At 62.4% G+C, this 16081-nt stretch carries 14 protein-coding genes; 4 read left to right on the plus strand and 10 right to left on the minus strand.

The window, feature by feature from the left end:
• Positions 1–114: 114 nt before the first annotated feature.
• Positions 115–1152, plus strand: a complete 1038-nt coding sequence (locus B348_RS0101740) for a patatin-like phospholipase family protein (RefSeq protein WP_017734443.1) — start codon at positions 115–117, stop codon at positions 1150–1152.
• Positions 1153–1273: 121 nt separating this feature from the next.
• On the opposite strand, the gene B348_RS0101745 is transcribed toward B348_RS0101740, so the two are convergent.
• The 6 genes from B348_RS0101745 to kdpF all read right to left on the minus strand — a co-directional run bounded on the left by B348_RS0101745 (position 1274) and on the right by kdpF (position 9266).
• The gene (locus tag B348_RS0101745; RefSeq protein WP_026136482.1) at positions 1274–1963 is read right to left on the minus strand and encodes a response regulator; all 690 of its coding nucleotides are present in this window, start codon (positions 1961–1963) and stop codon (positions 1274–1276) included.
• A 37-nt stretch (positions 1964–2000) separates the two neighbouring features.
• The gene (locus B348_RS0101750) at positions 2001–4652 is read right to left on the minus strand and encodes a sensor histidine kinase KdpD (RefSeq protein WP_017734445.1); all 2652 of its coding nucleotides are present in this window, start codon (positions 4650–4652) and stop codon (positions 2001–2003) included.
• 139 nt (positions 4653–4791) lie between these two features.
• A complete protein-coding gene (kdpC, locus tag B348_RS0101755) occupies positions 4792–5337 on the minus strand; it encodes a potassium-transporting ATPase subunit KdpC (protein ID WP_017734446.1) in 546 nt (181 codons plus the stop codon).
• A gap of 64 nt (positions 5338–5401) precedes the next feature.
• The gene (kdpB, locus tag B348_RS0101760; protein ID WP_032864667.1) at positions 5402–7465 is read right to left on the minus strand and encodes a potassium-transporting ATPase subunit KdpB; all 2064 of its coding nucleotides are present in this window, start codon (positions 7463–7465) and stop codon (positions 5402–5404) included.
• Positions 7466–7471: 6 nt separating this feature from the next.
• Positions 7472–9166, minus strand: coding sequence for a potassium-transporting ATPase subunit KdpA (gene kdpA, locus B348_RS0101765; RefSeq protein ID WP_017734448.1), 1695 nt, complete (start codon positions 9164–9166; stop codon positions 7472–7474).
• A gap of 10 nt (positions 9167–9176) precedes the next feature.
• A complete protein-coding gene (gene kdpF, locus B348_RS01000000129625; protein ID WP_003218754.1) occupies positions 9177–9266 on the minus strand; it encodes a K(+)-transporting ATPase subunit F in 90 nt (29 codons plus the stop codon).
• 412 nt (positions 9267–9678) lie between these two features.
• Between kdpF and eat the strand changes: the two genes are divergently transcribed.
• Together eat and B348_RS1000000130575 are read left to right on the plus strand one after the other, a co-directional pair.
• Positions 9679–11043, plus strand: coding sequence for an ethanolamine permease (eat, locus tag B348_RS0101775; protein WP_017734449.1), 1365 nt, complete (start codon positions 9679–9681; stop codon positions 11041–11043).
• 111 nt (positions 11044–11154) lie between these two features.
• Positions 11155–11322: a DUF2897 family protein gene (locus B348_RS1000000130575; RefSeq protein ID WP_008437727.1), complete on the plus strand. Its 168-nt coding sequence runs from the start codon at positions 11155–11157 to the stop codon at positions 11320–11322.
• 8 nt (positions 11323–11330) lie between these two features.
• Here B348_RS1000000130575 and B348_RS0101785 read toward each other — a convergent pair whose 3' ends face one another.
• A complete protein-coding gene (locus tag B348_RS0101785; RefSeq protein ID WP_017734450.1) occupies positions 11331–12179 on the minus strand; it encodes a DUF1989 domain-containing protein in 849 nt (282 codons plus the stop codon).
• Entirely contained in the window at positions 12179–12838 is a 660-nt protein-coding gene (locus B348_RS0101790; protein WP_017734451.1) for a GntR family transcriptional regulator, read from the minus strand. The genes B348_RS0101785 and B348_RS0101790 overlap by 1 nt, the downstream gene beginning before the upstream one ends.
• A 130-nt stretch (positions 12839–12968) precedes the next feature.
• On the opposite strand from B348_RS0101790, the gene B348_RS0101795 reads away from it, so the two are divergent.
• Positions 12969–13547, plus strand: a complete 579-nt coding sequence (locus tag B348_RS0101795; protein WP_017734452.1) for a TetR/AcrR family transcriptional regulator — start codon at positions 12969–12971, stop codon at positions 13545–13547.
• 16 nt (positions 13548–13563) lie between these two features.
• Here B348_RS0101795 and B348_RS0101800 read toward each other — a convergent pair whose 3' ends face one another.
• Both B348_RS0101800 and B348_RS0101805 read right to left on the minus strand, forming a co-directional pair.
• On the minus strand, positions 13564–13896 hold the full coding sequence (locus B348_RS0101800; RefSeq protein WP_017734453.1) for a ComEA family DNA-binding protein: 333 nt from the start codon (positions 13894–13896) through the stop codon (positions 13564–13566).
• A gap of 110 nt (positions 13897–14006) precedes the next feature.
• The gene (locus tag B348_RS0101805) at positions 14007–16001 is read right to left on the minus strand and encodes a nucleoside-diphosphate sugar epimerase/dehydratase (RefSeq protein ID WP_026136484.1); all 1995 of its coding nucleotides are present in this window, start codon (positions 15999–16001) and stop codon (positions 14007–14009) included.
• Between the last annotated feature and the right edge of the window lie 80 nt (positions 16002–16081).

The raw sequence follows: 16081 nt of genomic DNA on the forward strand, positions 1-16081 counted from the left end.
AACGATAGTACCTATTCCCAGAGCATACCCGAGGCTTGGCACTCCCGCAGCGAAGATTGAAGCCGCCCCCTCAATGGGTGCATTGTGGGCACCTGCCATCTGTAGGACATGACCATGAAGAAACGTGTTGCCTTGGTGCTGGGCTCTGGCGGGGCCCGGGGCTACGCCCATATCGGCGTGATCGAAGAGATCGAACGACGCGGCTACGACATCGCCTGCGTCGCCGGTTGTTCCATGGGCGCCGTGGTCGGTGGCATCTACGCCGCCGGCAAGCTGGATGAGTACCGCAACTGGATTGAAAGCCTCGATTACCTCGATGTGCTACGCCTGGTGGACGTGAGTTTTCGCCTCGGCGCGATCCGCGGCGAGAAGGTCTTCGGCCAGATCCGCAAGATCGTCGGCGAGTTGAATATCGAAGAGCTGCGCATCCCCTACACCGCCGTCGCCACCGACCTCACCAACCAACAGGAAATCTGGTTCCAGGAAGGCTGCCTGCACCAGGCCATGCGCGCTTCGGCGGCGATCCCCAGCCTGTTCACGCCGGTGATGCAAGGCAACCGCATGCTGGTGGACGGCGGCCTGCTCAACCCCCTGCCGATCGTGCCGGTGGTGTCGAGCCATTGCGACTTGATCATCGCGGTCAACCTCAACGCCACCAACCAAAAGCACTACCAACTGCCGGTGATCCAGCGCCCACCGGCGTTCAAGAGCCGCTTCAACAGCCTGGCGAAATCACTCGGTTCGCACCTGCCATTTCGGCGCAAGCAGGCCGAGCAACTGATGAAACTGGAACAGGAAGCCTTGCAGGCCGAAGCGGCGGATATCAACCCGTGGCTGGACTCGGCGGAACCCGAGTCCCAGCAACCCGCCGCCGCGCCGGAAAAGGCCGGCGCGCCGAAGTCGGCGACCGGGTCGTTCATCATCGACAACGTGGGGCCGGCGTCGTTGCTGGACCTGATCAACCAGAGTTTCGAGGTGATGCAGACGTCGCTGGCGCAGTACAAGATTGCCGGGTACCCGCCGGATGTATTGATCAACGTGCCGAAGCGGGTGTGCCGGTTTTTCGAGTTCTACAAGGCGCCGGAGTTGATCGCGTTGGGGCGGGAGATTGCCAGGGATACCCTGGACCGGTATGAGAGTGAGCAGGGCTGAAATCTTGGGTGCTGCTGATGGCCTCATCGCAGGCAAGCCAGCTCCCACATTTTGACCGTGTTCACAATTCAAGTGTGGGAGCTGGCTTGCCTGCGATGAGGCCGGCACACACAACAAAAATCTATGTGCCCAACAACCGATACCCCACCCCCGCCTCCGTCACGATAAACCGCGGCTGCGTCGGATCATCCGCCAGCTTCTGGCGCAAATGCCCCACCACAATCCGCAGATAGTGGCTGTCCTCGGTATGGGTCGGCCCCCAGATATCCTTGAGCAATTGCTGCTGGGTAATCACCCGCCCCGGATGCCGCGCCAGTTGCGCCAGCACCGCGTATTCCTTGCGCGTCAGGGCGACTTCGACGCCGTCCAGCAGCACGCGGCGGTAGGCGAGGTCCACGGTCAACGGCCCGAAAGACAGCGCCGCTTCCTGGGCCTCCCCCGCCGGTGCCTGGCGCAGCAGCGCGCGCACGCGGGCGAGAAATTCCTGGATGCCAAAGGGCTTGGTCACATAGTCATTGGCGCCGCCGTCCAGGGCTTCGACTTTCTGCCCTTCGCTGGCGCGCACCGACAGCACCAGCACCGGCACCGTGGACCACTCGCGAAATTCGCGCAGCACGTGCTGGCCGTCCATGTCCGGCAGGCCGAGGTCGAGCACCAGCAAGTCCGGTTTGCTCAGGGCCGCCTGGGCCAGGCCTTCGTTGCCGGTGCCGGCCTCGATCACCTTGTAGCCTTGGGAAGCCAGGCTGATACGCAGGAATTTGCGGATCTGCGGTTCGTCATCAATGACCAAAATCGTCGCGGTCTGGCTCATGGTGTCCAATCAGCATCGGGAGAGAAAACAGGGTAGCTCATGCCTCGCGCTCCAGGCCAGGCTGGGTCGGCAACGGCAGGAACAGGGTGATGCAAGTCCCTCGGCCGTCGATGCCGTCGGCCACGCCGATATGCCCGCCGTGAGCACCGACCATGCCCTGGCAGATCGCCAGACCGAGACCGGTGCCCTGCCCGCCACGGTCACCCCGAGCGGCGGTGTAGAACATGTCGAAAATCTTCGCGCGCTCGTCCTCGGGGATGCCGGGGCCTTCGTCGGCGACGGCAAAAAACAGCTGGTTATCCGCGACGCCCGCGCTCAACTGCAAACGCCCATGGGCCGGCGAAAAGCGCGCGGCGTTTTCCAGCACATTGACCAGTGCCTGCTCGATCAGCGCCGCGTGCACATACAGCAATGGCAACTGTGCCGGCACCTCGGTGTGCACCTGCAGCGGCGCCAGCACCGCGCGCAAGCGGCCAAGGGCGCTGCCGACGATATCGCCGGGCGACACCCAGTCCCGCGCCAGCTTCAACGCGCCGTGACCCAGGCGCGTCATGTCCAGCAGGTTCTGGATGTAGCGGTCGAGGCGCTCGGCTTCATCGCGGGTGCCTTCCAGCAGTTCGCGGCGGTCCTCCAGGGGGATGGCCTCGCCGAGGGCCAGCAGGCTGTCGATGCTGCCGCGCATGGAGGTCAGCGGCGTGCGCAAATCGTGGGACACCGAGGCGAGCAAGGCGCTGCGCAGTTGCTCGGTTTCGCCGTGCAGGCGCGCCGACTCCAACTCCTGCGCCAGTTGCGCACGGGCCAGGGCTTGCGCAAGCGGCTGGCTCAGGGCCGTCAGCAAACGGCGGCGCTGGCCGCTCAATTCCAGGCCCGGCTTGGGGCTCACGCCGAGCAAACCCAGCGGCCCCTCTTCAGCCGACAGCGGCCACCACCACCAACGCCCCAGCGGCAAGGTGCCCGTGCCCATGCCAGCCGGTTGATCGTGCTGCCAGGCCCAATCGGCGGCAGCGCGTTCGCCTTCGGTGAGGGTCAGTGGGCCACCGGTTTCAATCGTCCATCCACCCTGGCCGTCGCGATTGACCAGGCACAGGTCGAGATCGCTCCAGCCTTCCAGGTGATGAGCCGCCGCGCTGATCACCGCCTGGCGGTCGGTGGCAGCGGTGAGTTTGCGCGACAGGTCGAGCAACTCGCTGGTTTCTTCCTGGGTGTCGCGCAGCGCCTGCAACTGTCGGCGTTGGCGCGCGGCGAGGTTGCCGGTGAGCGCTGCCATCAGCAGGAAAAAAAGCAAGGTCAGCACGTCCTCTTCACGCTGGATCGCGAAGGAGAAATTCGGCGGGATAAACAGGAAGTCGTAGGTCATGAACGACAACGCCGCACACACCAGCGACGGGCCCAGGCTGCTGCGCACGGCCACCAGCAGCACTGCTGCGAGGAATACCAGCGAGATATTCGGCAACGGCAACACACTGGACACCGCCCAGGCCACCGCCGCCGCGACGACGGTCGCCACCACCGCCAGGCCGTAGTCGAACCACACCAGCCCACGCACATCCGGCAGGCGCGGCGGTGCGGGGATGTCGTCGCTGTCGAGGACGTTGATTTCCAGACCCCGGGCATTGCGCAACAGGCGCGCCGCCAGCCCGCCACCAAACACGCGACGGCGCCAGCGCATGCGTGACTGCCCCACCAGCAACAGGCTGGCCCGGCGTTCGGCGGCGTGCTGGATCAGGGTCTTGGCCACTTCGCCTGCGCGCAGCAACACCACTTCGCCGCCCAGGCGTTCGGCCAGTTGCTGGGCGTTTTGCAGGCGCAGGCGCGATTGTTCGTCCCGCGCGCCGCCGTTATCGATATGCACCAGGCTCCACGGCAAATGCCGACGCTGCGCGACACGGCTGGCATGACGCACCAGGCGTTCGGCCTGGGCATCGCCGTCCACGCCCACCAGCAGGCGACCGCGCACCGCCGGCGCGGCCTGGCCGAGCTGACGGTAGCCTTGGGCCAAGTCATCATCGACGTGGGCGGCGGCGGTCTGCATCGCCAGCTCGCGCAGGGCCATCAGGTTGGTCTGGGTGAAAAATGCGTCGATGGCCGCGCGGGCCTGTTCCGGCACATACACCTTGCCGTCACGCAGGCGCTCCAGCAGCTCGCGCGATGGCAGGTCGATCAGCAGCAGTTCGTCGGCCTCTTGCAGCACCCAGTCCGGCAGGGTTTCGCGCACTTGCACGCCGGTGATGCCGCGAACTTGGTCGTTGAGGCTTTCCAGGTGCTGGACGTTGACCGTGGTGAACACGTTGATGCCGGCGGCGAGCAGTTCCTGGATGTCTTGCCAGCGCTTTTCATGACGGCTGCCAGGGGCGTTGCTGTGGGCCAGTTCGTCCACCAGCACCAGCTTGGGCTTGGCGGCGAGCAGGCCGTCGAGGTCCATTTCTTCGAGCATCACGCCGCGGTATTCAGTGCGTAACAGCGGTTGCTGTGGCAGGCCGCTGAGCAGGGCTTCGGTCTCGGCGCGGCCGTGGGTCTCGACCACGCCGGCGATCAGCTTCACGCCCTGGCGCAGCTGGGTGTGGGCGGCCTGGAGCATGGCGTAGGTCTTGCCTACGCCCGGCGCGGCGCCGAGGAAGACTTTGAGCCGGCCACGGCCGTTGCGGGGCAGGTCGGCTAGCAGGGCATCGGCGCGGCCGGAGTCGCTCATGCTTGGGGTTCCTTCAGGTATCTATTTTTTGTCTTTGATGCCGCCATCGCGGGCAAGTCGAATCGTCGCACCGCCGCTCCCACAGGGGAATGCATTCCAAATGTGGGAGCGGGCTTGCCCGCGATAGCGTCTTCAATGGCTACAACTTTTCCAGGGCCATGTTCAGCGCCAGCACATTCACCACCGGCGGCCCCACCAACGGGCTTTCGATGTGCTCATCGAGCAAACGTTGCAGGGTCGACACCGGCACATTCCGCGCCGCCGCCACGCGCGCCAGTTGATAGGCAATCGCCTCCGGTGGCAAGTGTGGATCAAGACCGCTGCCAGAGGTAGTCAGCGAGGCCAGAGGCACCGGGCCCTGGCTCGGCACTAGCTGCTTGTTCGCGTCCTCGAAGATGCGCGTGGCCAATGCCGGGTTGCTCGGGCCGAGGTTGCTGGCGCTGCTGGAAACCGTGGCATAGGCACCAGCAGATGGGCGCGGGTGGAACCAGTTGTCGCCGCTGAAATCCTGGGCGATCAGGCTGGAGCCGCGCACCTTGCCGCTGGCGTCGTACACCAGGCTGCCGTTGGCCTGGGCCGGGAAGGCAACCTGGGCGACGCCGGTGACCACCAGTGGGTAGGCGACGCCGGTAATCAGGGTCATGAGCACCAGCAGGCTCAGAGCCGGGCGGATGATATTGGACATTTCAAGTTCCTCAATTCGGTCATTGCAACCTGTGGGCACTGGGAGAGCACCCACAGGCATCGGGTCAAACCAGGTGCAGCGCGGTCAACAGCATGTCGATCGCCTTGATGCCCACGAACGGCACCAGCAACCCGCCCACGCCGTAGATCAGCAGGTTGCGCCGCAGCAAGGCCGCCGCACTCGCCGCCTGCACGCGCACACCGCGCAGCGCCAGGGGAATCAACACCACGATGATCAAGGCGTTGAACACGATGGCCGAGAGGATCGCGCTCTGCGGACTCTGCAAGTGCATCACGTTGAGTACGCCCAGTTGCGGGTAGATCGAGGCGAACAGCGCCGGCAGGATCGCGAAGTACTTGGCCACGTCATTGGCGATGGAAAAGGTCGTCAGCGCGCCACGGGTCACCAGCAATTCCTTGCCGATCTGCACCACGTCCAAGAGCTTGGTGGGGTCGCTGTCGAGGTCGACCATATTGGCCGCTTCACGGGCGGCCTGGGTGCCGTCGTTCATCGCCATGCCGACGTCAGCCTGGGCCAGCGCCGGGGCGTCGTTGGCGCCGTCGCCGCACATGGCGACCAGGCGGCCGTCGTTTTGCTCGTGACGAATGCGCGCGAGTTTTTTCTCCGGGGTGGCTTCGGCCAGCACGTCATCCACGCCGGCTTCGGCGGCAATTGCAGCGGCGGTCAGCGGGTTGTCGCCGGTGACCATCACGGTGCGAATCCCCAGCTTGCGCAGCTCGGCGAACCGTTCGCGGATGCCGGGCTTGACCACGTCCTTGAGGTGGATCGCACCGAGCAGTTTGCCGTCGGCGCACACCAGCAACGGCGTGCCGCCGCTTTGGGCGATCTTGTCGATTTCCCGCGACAGCGCGGGTGCGAGGTCGCGGCGTTGTTGGCCAACAAAGGCCAGCAGCGAATCCACCGCGCCTTTGCGGAATACGCGGCCTTGGTAGTCGACGCCGGACAAGCGGGTTTCGGCGCTGAACGGTACGGCGGTGAGTTCGTCCAGGGACGGCTCGGCCTGGGGGTGCAGCGCACGCAGGTATTCGACGATGGATTTGCCTTCGGCCGTGTCGTCCGCCAGGGACGCCAGCAGCGCGCCTTCGGCCAGCTCACGGCCACTGATGCCAGGCGCCGCGACCACCGCCGAGCAGCGACGGTTACCAAAGGTGATGGTGCCGGTCTTGTCCAGCAGCAGCACATGCACGTCCCCCGCCGCCTCAACCGCGCGACCGGATTTGGCGATCACGTTGAGGCGCACCAGGCGGTCCATGCCGGCGATGCCGATGGCCGACAACAAGCCGCCAATCGTCGTGGGAATCAACGTCACCAGCAGTGCGACCAGGAACACCAGCGGCAAGCTGCCATTGGCGAAGTGGGCGAACGGTTGCAGGGTCACCACCACCAACAGGAAGATCAGCGTCAGGCCGATCAGCAGGATATCCAGCGCCACTTCGTTGGGGGTTTTCTGGCGTTTGGCGCCTTCGACCAGGGCGATCATGCGGTCCAGGGTGGACTCACCGGGGTTGGCGGTGATGCGGATCAGCAGCCAGTCCGACACCAGCCGCGTGTTGCCGGTGACGGCCGAGCGGTCGCCGCCGGACTCGCGGATCACCGGCGCGGATTCGCCGGTGATCGCCGCTTCGTTGACCGCCGCGATGCCTTCGATGACTTCGCCGTCACCGGGGATCATTTCCCCGGCGGCGACGCGCACCACATCGCCTTTGCGCAGGCTGGTGGCCGGCACGACCTTGAAGCTGCCGTCGGCTTCCTTGCGGCGTGCGCTGAGGCCTTCGCTGCCGGCCTTGAGGCTGTCGGCACGGGCCTTGCCACGCCCTTCGGCCAAGGCTTCGGCGAAGTTGGCGAACAACACGGTGAACCACAGCCACACGGCGATTTGCACGGCGACGAACGTCGGCACGCTGGTGTCGGGCACGAAGCACAGCACGGTGGTGAGGATGGCGGTCAGCTCGACCACCAGCATCACCGGCGAGCGTTGCAATTGGCGCGGGTCGAGCTTGACGAACGCCTGGACCAGCGCCGGGCGCCACAGGGCGGAGATGGCGGTTTTGGCGGGCTCCTGGGTTTGCACGGGAGCGGCGTTTTTTGCAGGCATATTCATGTTCATATCCCCTTAGAAGCCCATGCTCAGGTGTTCAGCGATGGGGCCTAGAGCAAGCGTCGGCAGGAAGGTCAGGCCGCCCACCAGCAAGATGGTCACGGTCAACAGGGTCACGAACAGCGGGCCATGGGTCGGGAAGCTGTTCTGGCCAATTGGTGCGGCCTTCTTCATCGCCAGGCTGCCGGCCAGGGCCAGGACCGGGAGGATGTAGCCGAAGCGGCCGATCAACATGCCAAGGCCGAGCATCAGGTTGTGGAACGCGGTGTTGGCGCTGAGGCCGGCGAACGCCGAGCCGTTGTTGGCACTGGCGGAGGTGTAGGCGTAGAGCAATTGGCTGAACCCGTGAGGGCCAGGGTTGCTGATGGCACTCGCCGGGCCGGGCAGGCTGGCGGCGATCGCACTGAGGACGAGCACGCCTACCGGCATCACCAGCAAGGTGACGACGAGCAATTGCACTTCCTTGGCCTGGAGTTTCTTGCCGAGGTATTCCGGCGTGCGGCCGATCATCAAACCGGCGAGGAACACCGCGATCAACACGTTGAGCAGCATGCCGTACATGCCGGCACCGACGCCGCCGAAGATCACTTCACCGACCATCATGTTGACCAGCGCGACCATGCCGCTCAGCGGGCTGAGGCTGTCTTGCATGCCGTTGACCGAGCCGTTGGACGCCGCGGTGGTAGTCACCGACCAAAGCACGGTGCCGGTGGTGCCGAAGCGCGTTTCCTTGCCTTCCAGCGGTGCGGTCTGCTCGACGGCCGGGTGGTTCAGGGTCGGGTTGGGCTGGGACTCGGACCACAGCGAGGTGGCGCCGCCGATCAGGAACAGCGCCAACATGCAGCCAAGGATCGCGCGGCTCTGGCGCAGGTCCTTCACGTAGTGACCAAAGGTGAACACCAGCGCCACCGGGATCAGGATGATCGACGCCACCTCGAACAGATTGGCCCACGCGGTAGGGTCTTCAAACGGATGCGCCGAGTTGACGCCGAAGAAACCACCGCCGTTGGTACCCAGTTGCTTGATCGCGATCTGGCTGGCGGCCGGGCCGAGAGGGATCACCTGATCCACGCCCTGCATCGTCAGCGCATCGACGTAATGGGCGAAGGTCTGCGGCACGCCCTGCCACACCAGGAACAATGCGAGCACCAGGCACAGGGGCAGCAGGCCGTAGAGGGTGGCGCGGGTCATGTCGACCCAGAAGTTACCCAGGGTCTGCGCGGATTTGCGACCGATCCCGCGGCACAAAGCGACCAGGACGGCCAGGCCGGTGGCGGCGCTGACGAAGTTCTGCACGGTCAGGCCGGCCATCTGGCTGAGGTAGCTCAGGGACGCTTCACCGCTGTAGGACTGCCAGTTGGTGTTGGTCATGAAACTGACGGCCGTGTTGAAGGCCAGCGTCCATTCCTGGCCCGGTAATTTCTGCGGGTTCAGTGGGAGGTAGTCCTGGAACAGCAGGATGGCGAACAACAGCAGGAAGCCGGCAAGGTTGAATGCCAGCAGGGCCAGCATGTACTTCTGCCAGCTTTGTTCCTGATGTTCGTCCACGCCCGAGAGGCGATAGCAGGCTTTTTCGACGGGCCCCAGGACCGGGCTCAGCCAGGTGCGCTGGCCTTCCATCACCTTGTAGTAGAACCGGCCCAGGAACGGCGCCGGCACCAACACCACGGCAAAGAAGGCGATGATCAGCCAATAGTCATAACTGTGCATGGCCAAGCTCCTAGTTCCGATCCGCGCGTAGCAGCGCAACCAGCAGATAAATGAACAGCGCCACGGCCAATAGCAGTGACACCCCGTCCAGAACGCTCATGGAAGTTTCTCCGTTTAGCGGCGTATTGCCGCGTGTGGGGCAATTGTCCGCAGGAGTGGTGTAAAGGAACGAGAGCGAGGGGGTGGGCGGGGCGTAAAGACGGCGTAAAGAGTGGGTTTATGCGGGGGTTACAGGAGAGGTGTAGTGGCTGGGAAGGCCTCATCGCGGGCAAGCCCGCTCCCACAGTTTGATCGGCGTTTGCCATGACAACGCGGTCGAGTGTGGGAGCGGGCTTGCCCGCGATGGCGGCAGCTCAAACAACCTCGCACTCATCTGGTGCAACCCTGCCGAGATTCAAACGCCAAACCATCCCCCCGACGACAGGTGTGCGCCTTTACGACAATGATTCTCAGGCTGGCATGGCCGCTGCAACACCTTGAATCATTCCAAACCGTTCAGGGAGCGCAGCACGATGAACACACAACTCAAACCCACCTTGGGCACCCTGCATTTGTGGGGCATTGCTGTCGGCCTGGTGATTTCCGGGGAGTACTTCGGCTGGAGCTACGGCTGGGGCGTCGCCGGCACCTTGGGCTTCCTGGTGACCTCGCTGATGGTCGCCGCGATGTACACCTGCTTTATCTTCAGTTTCACCGAACTGACCACCGCCATTCCCCACGCAGGTGGGCCGTTTGCCTACAGCCGTCGCGCCTTCGGCGAGAAAGGCGGCTTGATCGCCGGGCTGGCGACGCTGATTGAATTCGTGTTCGCCCCGCCCGCCATCGCCCTGGCCATCGGCGCCTACCTCAACGTGCAGTTTCCGGCACTGGACCCGAAACATGCGGCCGTCGGCGCCTATTTCGTGTTCATGGGCCTGAACATCCTCGGCGTGAAACTCGCTGCCACCTTCGAATTGGTGGTGTGCGTGCTCGCCGTGGCCGAGTTGCTGGTATTCATGGGCGTGGTCGCCCCGGCGTTCAGTTTCAGCAACTTCGCCCTGAATGGCTGGGCCGGTTCGGATACGTTTGGCGCGCCGGCGATTGCCGGGATGTTTGCGGCGATTCCCTTTGCGATCTGGTTCTTCCTTGCCATCGAAGGCGCAGCCATGGCCGCAGAAGAAGCGAAAGATCCCAAGCGCACCATTCCAAAAGCCTACATCAGCGGCATCCTGACCCTGGTGATCCTGGCCATGGGCGTGATGTTCTTCGCCGGCGGCGTGGGTGACTGGCGCACCTTGTCGAACATCAACGACCCACTGCCCCAAGCGATGAAAACCGTGGTGGGCGACCACTCAGGTTGGCTGCACATGCTGGTGTGGATCGGCCTGTTCGGCCTGGTGGCGAGCTTCCACGGCATCATCCTCGGCTATTCGCGTCAGTTCTTTGCCCTGGCCCGCGCCGGTTACCTGCCCTCTTTCCTCGCCAAGCTGTCGCGTTTTCAGACACCCCACCGCGCCATCCTCGCCGGCGGCGTGGTCGGCATCGCCGCGATCTACAGCGACGGCTTGATCAACCTGGGCGGCATGACGCTGACCGCAGCGATGATCACCATGGCGGTGTTCGGCGCCATCGTGATGTACATCATGAGCATGCTCAGCCTGTTCAAGCTACGTAAGACCGAACCGCTGCTGGAGCGCACCTTTCGCGCGCCGGGTTACCCGATTGTGCCGGGCATTGCGCTGGTGCTGGCGGTGGTGTGCCTGGTGGCCATGGCCTGGTTAAACACGTTGATCGGGTTGATCTTCCTGGGCTTCATGGCGGTAGGGTTTGCCTACTTCCAGATGACCGCGCAGCACCGTGCCGATGCCCCGGCGGATGCGATGTTGACCGGACTCTGAGCAACTTGAGGCAGAACGGGCCTACACTGAACTACTGAGAAAGCCCGTTACTCAAAGCAGTTATTCCCGTGGGAAAATTCTCCCACGGCAATCTGCCTCAAGGAGAGCCTTATGCCGTGGTACGCGTGGTTGATTTTAGTGGTGGCGATCGGCTCGATCGTCGGTGGCCTGCTGATGCTGCGGGACAGCGCCAACAAGGTGGAACTCACCGACGAACAACGCAAACGCGTGGCCGAACGCAACGCCCAGGCGGATGCCAAGGACGCGCAAGATCGCTGAGCCTTGGGTTACTCCCAAGCCGCCTTGGCCATATGCAACCCGTGCTGCCCCTTGTAGGCAGCACGTTCCGGCTGGCTCCAGCCATTCAGCAGCGCCGCTTCCAACCGGTAGATCTCAACGCCCAGCGGGCGACATACCGTCAGCGGGTCCTGCGCGTCGGGGCCCCACATCGGCAGTGACAGGTCCCCGCCCGGGCAGGTCGACAGCGCGCACAGCAGATCAATCTCGGCAAAGAACTCCAGGTAATCACCCTTCTGCGCCGGGCACGCCTTCATGAAATACATGTCGTCCTGATTGAGGCCGGTGCACTGGAAAATATTCAGCACGTCATGCACGTCGAATTCCGTCAGGCCGTGGGGTAAAACCGCACGCGTCAGGTTCGAGTGGCAATGGTGATGGAAGTCCTCACCGGTGAGCATGCGGTTCACATAAGGGTCGCAGCGCGTACCCAGCAGGTCATGCAGGCGCCCGCCATGTTCATCGATGCCATAGCTCGCCAGGCTGTCATCGGTGATAGTCACCAGGGGCCGCAGAAACGGCAGGTTCGACCACAAGCGGTCATGGGTGCTGACATGGGCGCCCTGCAACTGCCGCGTGCGTGCGGCCCACAGCCGCTCGCGCGGGTCATTGGCGTTCCACACGTTGAAGTCGCCCACCTGCGGGCCAACCGGCGTGGTCACCCGGAACACATGCCCGGCCGGCACTTTCCATGCCCTGCCCGTACGAATCGGCACCTCGAATTGTTCGATCAAGGTGCGCTGGTCGGCGCGCTCGCGAATGCGCTCATAAAACGCCTTATCAACCTGCAGCGCCGAACCTTTGCTGACCTGATAAGCCGCCGGATAGTCTTTGTACATTATGGAAATCCTCGATCAAGGGGGGCGAACAGGGCCAGCGACACGCGCTCCGAATCATCCAGATACAAACTCAGAGCCTGCCCTGCTGCCGGTTTATCCGCTTGGACCAATAGCACGTATATCTCACGGTCACGCTCCAGCCAGGGTGACTGGAACCGCTGCTCATCGGGTGCGGCACAAAATACCAGGCGTAACTGGGCGATCACCTGGGCAAAAAAGTCATCGAACAACGGGCTGCGCATCAGCCCGACAATCTGTTGGTGGAACACCAGGCTGTGGGTGGCCACGGCGCGCCAATCTTCACGTTCCCGCGCCAGGGTGGTGGCGTCGATAGCGTTTTGCATGCGCTCGGACTGATCGGCGGTCAATGCGCCGCTCTGGGCGATGGCCTGTAACTCCAGGGTGCGTCGCACTACAAACACATCACGCACCTCTTCACGCTCCAGGCGCCGGACCATCACCCCCTTGTTTCGCACGTACCGGGTCAGGCCTTCCTGCCCCAGGCGATGCAAGGCTTCGCGAATCGTGTTGCGCGAGGCGTTGTAACGCCTCACCAACTCCACCTCGACCAACGCCATGCCAGGTAGCAACCGCCCACCGATGATGTCGGCACGAAGTTCCAGCGCGATCTGATCGGCTAACGACAAACTGAGTGCCATCACTCCCCCATGATTGTTGAACAATCCTCTGCGTAGACGTAATCACTTTTCGTGCCAACCGCTGCGCTTCGCTGGATGTGTAATAACGTTCAACTCCGTTAAACTGCCACCTCGTTACCGAGGCTGCCCTATGCGTTACTCCCAAGACCACAAAGCCCAAACCCATCAGCGCATCATCAAGGAAGCGTCGGTGCGCTTTCGCCGCGACGGCATTGGCGCCACCGGCCTGCAACCGCTGATGAAAGCGCTGGGCCTGACGCATGGCGGGTTTTACGCACACTTCAAGTCCAAGGACGAACTGGTAGAAAAAGCCTTGCTCGCCTCGGCCGCAGAACTCGATGCTCACTGCGAGATGCTGTTCAGCCAGGAGCGGCCGTTGGACGCGTTCATCGACAGCTACCTGTCGGACTGGCACCAGACCTCCCCGGACCAGGGCTGCCCTTTGCCGACCATGTGTTCCGAACTAGGGCTACGAGGCCAGCCTAGTCCGACAACGGACGCAGTGCTCGATGCACGGCTCAAACAGATTGATACAGCTTTGGGTGAGGGCCGTGCCGACGCTCAGGCACTGGTGATGATGTCGACACTCGTAGGCGCGCTGGTACTGGCCAGGAGTGTCGAGAATCCACAATTGGCCACGCGGATCATGGATGTGGTTCGAGACACCTTGAAAACGCAGATCCGGGAAGATGAAAAGGCCGATCAATGACCGGCCTCCTGGCGACTTAATTGATCGACAGCCTATCGCGGTTCTTCTCCAGCAACGCCTTGCCGATGCCCTTCACCTCCAACAACTCATCCACTGCCGTGAACGGACCGTTGCTATCGCGGTAGGCGACGATTGCCTTGGCTTTGGCGGCGCCGATGCCGAACAAGTCACGCCGCAGGGTTTCGGCGTCGGCGGCGTTCAGGTTGACCTTGGCGGCTTGCTCGGCCTTGGTTATTTGCGCAGTGATGGGGGTGGGTGCTTCGGGTTTGATCGAAGGGGCTGCGGTGGTGGTGACGGAGAGTGTGGTGAGGAAGGCGAAGATCAGGGAAGAAACGTAGGTGTTTTGCATTGGTGACGCTCCATGACAACTATGAGAGAAAAGCAGCTTTCCGAAGCTGCTTTTCAAACTTAGGTGATGCGTGGGATTCGTCAAAAAAGCTTGAGTAACAGGGTGTTAAATCAAGGCTCCAGGCGACGTTGCTGATAGATCCAATCAACGATTTCGCCATCGGGGGAGTAGCCGCTGACAGTGTCGCGCAACAGCTCTCGGATACGCGCGTAATCATCTTGATCGACCGCAGCCAGCAGCTCTTTGAGCGTGCCCTTGAGCACCTCCCACGACAGATGATCTTCACTGGCGCTCATGATCATCGGGTGCTGGGTCGCGACCACGTTGTCGCCAATCAGTAACTCCTCGTAAAGTTTTTCACCGGGACGCAAGCCGGTGAACTCGATGGAGATGTCACCTTGGGGGTTTTTATCGGAGCGCACGCTCAGGCCAGAGAGATGAACCATCTTTTCTGCGAGTTCGATGATTTTCACCGGTTCGCCCATATCCAGTACAAATACGTCCCCGCCCTGCCCCATGGAGCCTGCCTGGATGACGAGTTGGGCGGCCTCCGGGATCGTCATGAAGTAGCGCGTGATCTTCGGGTGGGTAACCGTCAGCGGCCCTCCGGATTTGATCTGCTTGTGGAACAACGGAATCACAGAGCCCGAGGACCCAAGAACGTTGCCGAAGCGAACCATGGTGAAGCGGGTCTTGTTGACGTGGGAAACATTGGACTTGTCGCCGAACAGTACGGGGGCCAATTCCCTGCTCAGGGCTTGCAGTGTCAACTCTGCCAGGCGCTTGGTACTGCCCATGATGTTTGTCGGGCGTACAGCCTTGTCAGTTGAGATCAACACGAAGTTGGCAACCCCCGACTGGAGTGCCGCCTGGGCGGTATTCAGTGTTCCGATGACGTTGTTCAACACGCCTTCTGCCACGTTGTGCTCAACCATCGGGACGTGTTTGTAGGCCGCGGCATGGTAGACGGTATCGACATGCCAGGTCTTCATCACGTCGAGCAGTTTTTCCGGGTTACGCACTGACCCGAGAATCGGTAGAAGTTTTACCGGCAAAGACTCCCGCGCAATGCGCTGTTCCAACTCGGACAGGATGGTGTACAGGTTGAATTCGCCGTGATCGAACAACAACAAGGTCGTTGGCCGCAGGGAAAGAATCTGTCGGCAAAGCTCCGAGCCGATGGAACCACCCGCACCGGTTACCAGTACCACCTGGGCCTTGACGCAGTGCTCAAGCAAGTCGGCCTGTGCCGGGACCGCATCGCGCCCCAGCAGGTCGGCGATATCGACTTCTTGAATATCGTCAACTTTGACACGCCCACTGGCGAGGTCCATGAAGCCGGGAACACTGCGCACGTGGAGTGGAAAGCCTTCAAGAAAACTCAGGATTTCACGACGGCGGCCACGGTTGGACGAGGGGATGGCCAGAAGGATTTCCTGGGCGCCGGTTGCCTCGATCATTTGTTGGATGTGCTTGGGTTTATACACATGCAAACCCGATATGACTCGGTCTGAAATGCTCGAGTCGTCATCGATAAACGCCACTGGGCGCATGACTCGCCCCATTCGAAGTGCGGCAACCAACTGGTTCCCGGCAGAACCGGCGCCGTAGATAGCGACTTTGATCAAGCCATCGTCACGACTGGTGAAAGGCACGTGCTGCGAAGCGGTGAACCAATCCCCCAGAAAGTATTGGCGCATGCCCAGTCGCAAGCCGCCGATCATGATCAGGCTCAACCACCAATAGTTGAACACGATCGAGCGCGGAACCACGTTTTGATGATTGCTGTACCAATAGACCACCAACGCCAATATCAACGCTGACAAGCTGACGGCCTTGATGATGGCGATCAGCGCATCATTGCCGAAATAACGCATGACTGCCCGGTACATGCCAAATCGCACGAACAACGGGATGGCAATGATGGGCGCAGAAATGAACAGCCAGAAGTGCATCCGGACAGGATTGACCATTTCATCGATGCCCAGGCGTACTACAAAGGCCATCCACAACGCGATCCACACCATCACGACGTCAGTCAGAACCTGCAGAACGCGCTTGTGACGCCTTGGCAAGCCCAGCAGCAGCGTGCGCATTCGATCCATCTTCATTCTCCAAAATAACCTTCACCTGCCAATAGACACCGCAGGGATGATGTCGCTATCAGACTATTTTAGTCTGCACT

Origin of the sequence: Pseudomonas sp. CBZ-4 (assembly GCF_000346755.1) — a bacterium.
GTDB lineage: Bacteria > Pseudomonadota > Gammaproteobacteria > Pseudomonadales > Pseudomonadaceae > Aquipseudomonas.

Bases quoted from the DNA above. Each gene is read 5' to 3' on its own strand.
- B348_RS0101740 (WP_017734443.1), top strand. From the start codon at position 115: ATGAAGAAACGTGTTGCCTTGGTGCTGGGCTCTGGCGGGGCCCGGGGC.
- B348_RS0101745 (WP_026136482.1), bottom strand. From the start codon at position 1,963: ATGAGCCAGACCGCGACGATTTTGGTCATTGATGACGAACCGCAGATC.
- B348_RS0101750 (WP_017734445.1), bottom strand. From the start codon at position 4,652: ATGAGCGACTCCGGCCGCGCCGATGCCCTGCTAGCCGACCTGCCCCGC.
- kdpC (WP_017734446.1), bottom strand. From the start codon at position 5,337: ATGTCCAATATCATCCGCCCGGCTCTGAGCCTGCTGGTGCTCATGACC.
- kdpB (WP_032864667.1), bottom strand. From the start codon at position 7,465: ATGAACATGAATATGCCTGCAAAAAACGCCGCTCCCGTGCAAACCCAG.
- kdpA (WP_017734448.1), bottom strand. From the start codon at position 9,166: ATGCACAGTTATGACTATTGGCTGATCATCGCCTTCTTTGCCGTGGTG.
- kdpF (WP_003218754.1), bottom strand. From the start codon at position 9,266: ATGAGCGTTCTGGACGGGGTGTCACTGCTATTGGCCGTGGCGCTGTTC.
- eat (WP_017734449.1), top strand. From the start codon at position 9,679: ATGAACACACAACTCAAACCCACCTTGGGCACCCTGCATTTGTGGGGC.
- B348_RS1000000130575 (WP_008437727.1), top strand. From the start codon at position 11,155: ATGCCGTGGTACGCGTGGTTGATTTTAGTGGTGGCGATCGGCTCGATC.
- B348_RS0101785 (WP_017734450.1), bottom strand. From the start codon at position 12,179: ATGTACAAAGACTATCCGGCGGCTTATCAGGTCAGCAAAGGTTCGGCG.
- B348_RS0101790 (WP_017734451.1), bottom strand. From the start codon at position 12,838: ATGGCACTCAGTTTGTCGTTAGCCGATCAGATCGCGCTGGAACTTCGT.
- B348_RS0101795 (WP_017734452.1), top strand. From the start codon at position 12,969: ATGCGTTACTCCCAAGACCACAAAGCCCAAACCCATCAGCGCATCATC.
- B348_RS0101800 (WP_017734453.1), bottom strand. From the start codon at position 13,896: ATGCAAAACACCTACGTTTCTTCCCTGATCTTCGCCTTCCTCACCACA.
- B348_RS0101805 (WP_026136484.1), bottom strand. From the start codon at position 16,001: ATGGATCGAATGCGCACGCTGCTGCTGGGCTTGCCAAGGCGTCACAAG.